General features: G+C 75.2%; 6 protein-coding genes. All 6 read left to right on the forward strand.

Features of this window, described 5'->3' with window-relative positions:
- Positions 1 to 19: 19 nt before the first annotated feature.
- Positions 20 to 1312: an RsbRD N-terminal domain-containing protein gene (locus tag SZN_RS34410; protein WP_043734665.1), complete on the forward strand. Its 1293-nt coding sequence runs from the start codon at positions 20 to 22 to the stop codon at positions 1310 to 1312.
- Between the two features lie 325 nt (positions 1313 to 1637).
- Positions 1638 to 2471: an ABC transporter ATP-binding protein gene (locus SZN_RS34415; RefSeq protein ID WP_007504359.1), complete on the forward strand. Its 834-nt coding sequence runs from the start codon at positions 1638 to 1640 to the stop codon at positions 2469 to 2471.
- On the forward strand, positions 2468 to 3268 hold the full coding sequence (locus tag SZN_RS34420) for an ABC transporter ATP-binding protein (protein WP_007504361.1): 801 nt from the start codon (positions 2468 to 2470) through the stop codon (positions 3266 to 3268). The genes SZN_RS34415 and SZN_RS34420 overlap by 4 nt, the downstream gene beginning before the upstream one ends.
- On the forward strand, positions 3265 to 4164 hold the full coding sequence (locus SZN_RS34425; RefSeq protein ID WP_007504363.1) for a branched-chain amino acid ABC transporter permease: 900 nt from the start codon (positions 3265 to 3267) through the stop codon (positions 4162 to 4164). Before SZN_RS34420 ends, SZN_RS34425 begins: the two co-directional genes overlap by 4 nt.
- The gene (locus SZN_RS34430; RefSeq protein WP_007504365.1) at positions 4157 to 5296 is read left to right on the forward strand and encodes a branched-chain amino acid ABC transporter permease; all 1140 of its coding nucleotides are present in this window, start codon (positions 4157 to 4159) and stop codon (positions 5294 to 5296) included. Before SZN_RS34425 ends, SZN_RS34430 begins: the two co-directional genes overlap by 8 nt.
- On the forward strand, positions 5293 to 6512 hold a 1220-nt coding region (locus SZN_RS34435), incomplete at its 3' end, for an ABC transporter substrate-binding protein (protein ID WP_007504367.1). The genes SZN_RS34430 and SZN_RS34435, both read left to right, overlap by 4 nt.

A 6512-nucleotide genomic window follows, 5' to 3' on the forward strand; every position in this document is an offset into this window, starting at 1 on the left:
AGGCGGGGGAGGGACCGCGATGCATCCTGCCGTACGCTCACGCGCGACCATCCGCACCGGGCCCGCGCCCGTGCCGCAGCCGCGGACACGGCGCATCCGGTCGCTGATCGACGCCGACGCGCTGCGCGTCCTGCACCGGGCCGCCCGCGTCCTGCTCGACGAGCTGCCCGACCTCACCGACCGGCTGCTGACGACCCTGCGCGAGCAGGAACCGGCCTACCGCACCGCACTGGAGAACGACTACACCGCCACCTGGCAGGAGGCGCACCGCTCGCTGCGGCACAGCGTGGCCTCGCTGCTCGACCCGCGCGGCACCCGCGAGGCCGCCCACCGCTGCACCTGGCGGATCGGCGTCAACCGCGCCGAGCAGGGCCTGCCGCTGGACGCGCTGCTGCACGCGTACCGGGTCGGCGGATCCCTGGTCTGGCAGCGGCTGGTGGAGGAGACCTCCCGCTCGGCGCCCGAGGACGTACGCCTCCTCGTGCACGTCGCCACCGACGTGTGGAACTTCGTCGACGAGCACTGCAGCCTCGTGGCCGACGCCTACCGGCAGGCCGAACGCCAGCTGGCCTGGCGCCGCGAGAACCGGGTCCGGCTGCTGGCCGCGGCCCTGCTCGACGGCACCAGCCGGATCGCCGACCTGCCCGAGACCGCCGAGGGGCTGGCCCTGCCCGAACACGGCCGGTACGCCGTGGTCGCGGTCGCCTGCGGCCGGCCCCCGGGGCCCGCAGGCGTCCGGGCCGCCGCCGTACCGGCCGGCACGCGCGCGTACTGGCACTCAGGAGTGGAAGTGGACTACGGCATCGTCCTGGTCGGCGACGAGGGGGACGGGGCGGACGACCAGGACCCCGCCGAGGCGCTCGACCTGCCCGCGGACGGCACCGCCGGGGGCCGCGTCGGCGTCGGCAGCGCCGTCTCGGGGCTGGCCGCGGTGGGCGACGCCCGCCGCCTGGCCGACCTGGCCCTGGGCATCTGCCCGCCCGGGGGCGGCACCGTCCGGCTCACCGAGCACCTGCCCGCGGCGCTGCTCGTCTCCTGCCCCGAACTGGGCACGACCCTCACCGAACAGGTGCTCGGCCCCCTGCTCCGGCTGGAACCGGCCGACCGGGACGTCCTGCTGGACACCCTCACCGCCTGGTTCGCCTGCGACGGCTCCGCCCAGCGGGCCGGCGAGCAGCTGTACTGCCACCGCAACACCGTCCTGAACCGGCTGCGCCGCTGCGAGCAGCTCACCGGCCGCTCGCTGGCCCGCCCGGCCGACGTGGTGGAGATCGGCCTCGCCCTGACGGCACGGCGGGTCCTGCGCGGCTGAGCCGCGCGCCCCCTCGCGCCGCGCGGCATCGCCGCCCCCGCGCGCCTCCCCGTGTCCGGCCGGTACGGCCCCGCGGCCGCGGCCCGCCCACTCCGCCGTACGCGTCAACAGGCTTGCCCCGCGCACTCGTTGCCGCACGAGACCCGCTGCGCGAGGACGCGGACGCCCCGCCCCCTGGGCACCCGCACAACCCCCGTCCCCCCGCGTTGGGACCGCGCAGCGTCCTCCGCCGGACGCCTGTACCGCGCGCCCGCGCCCGTGCTGTCGTGGGGCGCCCTTCCCCCCGACGCACCGTGCCCGAGGGGCACGGACCCGAGGAGACGTGATGCCCGAAGCACCACCGGACGAAGAGCCCGCCCTGATCGTCGAGGGCCTCGACGTGACCTACGGCCGCGCCCTGTCCGCCCTTCGTTCCGTGTCCCTGACCGTCCCGCACGGCACGGTCGTCGCCCTGCTCGGCGCCAACGGCGCCGGGAAGACGACCCTGCTGCGCGCGGTGTCGGGCACCCTGCGCCTGCACCGCGGCGCGGTCACGGCCGGCCGCGTCCGCTACGGCTCCACCGAACTCGACGGACGCGACCCGGTCGCCGCCGTGCGCGCCGGAGTGGTCCAAGTCCCCGAGGGCCGCCGCGTCTTCGCCGGCCTCACCGTCGACGAGAACCTGCGCACCGGCGGCCTCGGCCTCGGACGGCGCCGCCCCGCCCAGGTCGCCGAGGCCCGCGACCGGGTCTTCGCGCTCTTCCCGCGGCTGGCCGAACGCACCCGGCAGGCCGCCGGGCTGCTCTCCGGCGGCGAGCAGCAGATGCTCGCCATCGGCCGCGCCCTGATGGCCGCGCCCCGCCTGCTCCTGCTCGACGAGCCCTCGCTCGGCCTCGCCCCGCAGATGGTGCACCGGATCGCCGGGGTCGTCCGCGAGATCAACGCCCAGGGCACCGCCGTCCTGCTGGTCGAGCAGAACGCCGGGATGGCGCTGTCCCTCGCGGACACCGCGTTCGTGCTGGAGGTCGGCGAGGTCCGGCTCTCGGGGGCGGCCGGCGAACTCGCCCGCACGGACGCCGTACGGCGGCTGTACCTGGGGGAGTCGGCCGAGCCGGACCACCCGGCCGCCACCGCGACCCGCGACGGCGCCGCGGCCACCGAGGGGCAGGGAGCCGCGTGAGCGTCCGTACCACCGCACCGCCCGAGCTGACCGTGACCGGCGTGACCGTCCGGTTCGCCGGGCTCACCGCCCTGGACGCGGTGTCCTTCACCGTCGCCCCGGGCACCGTGCACGCCCTCATCGGCCCCAACGGCGCGGGCAAGTCGACCTGTTTCAACGTGCTGTCCGGACTGTGCCGCCCCGCCTCCGGCGCCGTGCGCCTGGGCGGCGCCGAACTCACGCGGCTCGCCCCGCACCGCATCGCAGCCCTCGGCGTCGCCCGCACCTTCCAGAACATCGTCACCACCCGGGGCACCGTCGCCGACAACCTGATGCTCGGCCGGCACGCCCTGTCCCGGGCCGGCTTCGCCGCCAGCGCGCTGCGGCTGCCGCGGGCCCGCCGCGAACAGCGCGCACACCTCGACCGGGCCCGCGAGATCGCCCGGCTCGTCGGACTGGAGGCGCACTTCGACAGCCCCGTGGGCCTGCTGTCCTACGGCGACCGCAAACGCGTGGAGTTCGCCCGCGCCCTGTGCCTGGAACCCCGCGTGCTGCTCCTGGACGAGCCCGTCGCCGGGATGAACGCCGCCGAACGCGCGGCCACGGCACGGGTCGTGGACACCGTCCGGGCCGAACTCGGCCTCTCCGTGGTGCTGGTGGAACACGACATGGGGCTCGTCATGCGGATCGCCGACGAGGTCACCGTCCTCGACTTCGGCCGCGCCGTCGCTCACGGCACCCCGGACGAGGTCCGCCGGGACCCGGAGGTGCTGCGCGCCTACCTGGGCACCGGCGCCGAGGGGGAGGACGCGGCATGACGACCCTGATCGACAACGTCTTCAACGGCCTCGCCCTCGGCGCGGTCTACGCGCTCGTCGCCCTCGGCTTCGTGATCATCTTCAAGGCGTCCGGCGTCATGAACTTCGCCCACGGCTCCCTGCTCCTGCTCGGCGGCTATCTGACCGCCGTCCTCCACGACGCCATCGGATTCGCCGCCGCGCTCGCGCTGTCGGTCCTGGTGACCGCCGCCGTGGCCGGTGCCATGGACCGCTTCCTGCTCCAGGCCGGCGGCGGGGCCGACCCGCACACCGCCGCGGTGCAGACCATCGTCACCATCGGCGTCGACATCGTGATCCTCACCGACCTGTCCCGGCGCATCGGCGGCGACCTGCTGTCCCTCGGCGACCCGTGGGGCGACTCGGTCAGCGGCCTCGGGCCGGTCACCGTCGCCGACAGCCGGATCGCCGCGATCGCCGTCTCCACGGCCGTCATCGCCGGTGTCTTCGCCCTGTTCAGGTACACCTCCTGGGGCCTGTCCCTGCGCGCGTCCGCCGAGGACGTCGAAGCGGCGGCCCTGATGGGCGTCCGGCTGGTCCGCGTCCGCACCCTCGCCTGGTGCCTCGCCGGAGCGCTCGCCGCGCTGGCCGCGGTCTTCCTCGCCGCGTTCCCCGCCCCCGGACTGGAGCGCACCACCGGCCAGATCGCCCTGAAGGCGTTCCCGGCGGCGATCCTCGGCGGGATGTCCTCACCGCCCGGCGCCCTCGCCGGCAGCCTGCTGATCGGTCTGACCGAGGCGCTCGTCGCGGGCTACCAGTCCGAACTGACCCTCCTCGGCGAGGGATTCGGCTCCGTCGCCCCCTACGCGGTGATGGTGCTGGTCCTCCTCGTGCGGCCCACCGGGCTCTTCGGCGCGAAGGCGGCGATCCGTGTCTGAGCGCTTCCCCCGGCCCCGGGCCGTCCGCCTGGGCCGTACCCTCGCCCTCGTGGCGGTGCTGTGCGCGCCGCCCTTCTACCTCGACGCGTTCTGGCTGCGCATCGGACTGTTCTCGATGGCGGCCGCCGTCGGCGCCGTCGGCCTCGGCCTGCTCTCCGGCACCGCGGGCCAACTCTCCCTCGGCCACGCCTTCTTCCTCGCCGTGGGCGCCTACGGCTACGTCTGGCTGGCCGGCGAGCCCGGCCCCGGACTGCCCACCGCCCTCGCCGCCGTCCTCGCGGTGCTGCTCGCCGGCGCCGCGGGCGGACTGTTCAGCCCCGTCGCCGGCCGGGTGCGGGGCATCTACCTCGGCGTCGCCACCCTGGCCCTGGTCTTCCTCGGCAACCACGTCCTGCTCACCGCCGACTCCGTCACCGGAGGCTTCAACGGCCGCTCCGTCGCACCCCTGGAGATCGGCGGCTTCTCCTTCTCCTCCGAGTCCGAACTCACCGTGCTGGGCGTGCCGTTCGCGGCGGAGGAACGCCTCTGGTACCTGGGGCTCGCCCTGTTCGCGCTGACCTGGTTCACCGCCCGCGGACTGCTGCGGGGACGGCCCGGCCGCGCCCTGGCGGCACTGCGCGACAGCGAGACCGCGGCCGCCGTGATGGGCGTCGACGTCGCACGCCACCGCTCGGCCGCCTTCGTCGTGTCGTCGATGTACGCCGGGCTGGCCGGGGTGATGCTCGCGCTCGCCTTCCGCCGGGTCGTGCCCGACTACTTCGGGCTCGTCCTCTCCGTCGACTACCTCGCCATGATCGTCATCGGCGGGCTCGGCTCGGTCGCCGGAGCCACCGCGGGCGCCGTCTTCGTCACCGCGCTGCCCCTGCTGATGACCCGCTACGCCGACCAGCTCCCCCTCGTCGCCGCGCCGGGCAGCACCGACGGCGGGGTCGGCCCCACCGAGGCGGCCCGCTACCTCTACGGCGCGCTGATCGTCCTCGTCCTGCTGTTCGCCCCCGACGGACTGCACGGCCTGGTCCGCCGGGCGCGCGCCCGCCTGCGCGAGCGGCGCGGCGGGAGTCCGCCCACCGACACCACCCCCCGGCACGACCCACCCCGGCCTGCCGTACGAGCCAAGGAGCCCACCCCGTGAAGCCGACGCACCACCACCCGCCCCGCGCCGCCGCGCGCACCCGGACCCTCCTGGCGGGCGCCCTCGCGGCCCTGCTGCTCGCGAGCACCGGATGCAGCTCCAAGGCGGACTCCTCCGACCGCGCCGCGGGCGGCTCCGACGGCGTGCGGACCGGACCCGGCGTCACCGACGGGTCCATCAGGCTGGGGGCGCTCACCGACCTCACCGGCCCCTACGCGACCCTCGGCAAGAGCATCGTGCAGGCCCAGCAGATGTGGGCCGACGAGGTCAACGCCCGGGGCGGCATCTGCGAGCGGCGCGTGGAGATCGTCGTCAAGGACCACGGCTACGACGTCCAGAAGGCGGTCACCGCCTACGCCGACATCTCCCGTGACGTCGTCGCGCTGCCGCAGGTCATCGGTTCCCCCGTGATGGCCGCGCTGCTCGACGACATCGAGCGGGACAAGGTGCTGACGTTCCCGCAGGCGTGGGCCGCCTCCCTGCTCGGCCGTGACGCGGTCCAGGTCCTCGGCACCACCTACGACGTCGACATGATCGCCGCCGTAGACTTCCTCACCCGCACCAAGGGCCTGGCGAAGGGGGACCGGATCGGTCACGTCTACTTCGAGGGCGACTACGGCGCCAACGCGCTCGAAGGCGCGCGGTGGGCCGCCGGGAAGGCCGGTCTGAAGGTCGTCGGCCAGAAGATCAAGGCGACCGACACCGACCTCTCGGCGCAGGTCTCCGCGCTGCGCAAGGAGGGCGTCAAGGCCATCCTGATCAGCGCCGGACCGGCGCAGACCGCCTCCCTCGTCGGCGTCGCCGCGTCCCGCGGGCTGAAGGTGCCCGTGGTCAGCAGCGCTCCCGGCTACGCCCCCCAGCTGATGAAGACCCCGGCCGCCCCCGCGCTCGCGGCCATGCTCAACGTGGTCAGCGCCGCCCCGGCGGTCAGCTCCGACCTCCCCGGCGTACGCAGGATGGTCGCCGCCTACCAGAAGAAGTACCCGGGCTCCCTGGTCGACGCGGGCGTGCTCTCCGGCTACAACGCCGCGCAGATGACGGGCGCCGCCCTGAAGCGCTCCTGCGAGAAGGGCAGCCTCGCCCGCGAGGACGTGGTCGCGGCGCACCGCTCCCAGACGCGCGTGGACGTCGGACTCGGCACGGCGCAGGACTTCTCCGACAAGTCCCGTCCGGCCAGCACGCTGACGTACGTCCAGAAGCCGGACGCCGGGGCGAC

This window comes from Streptomyces zinciresistens K42 (genome assembly GCF_000225525.1).
GTDB lineage: Bacteria > Actinomycetota > Actinomycetes > Streptomycetales > Streptomycetaceae > Streptomyces > Streptomyces zinciresistens.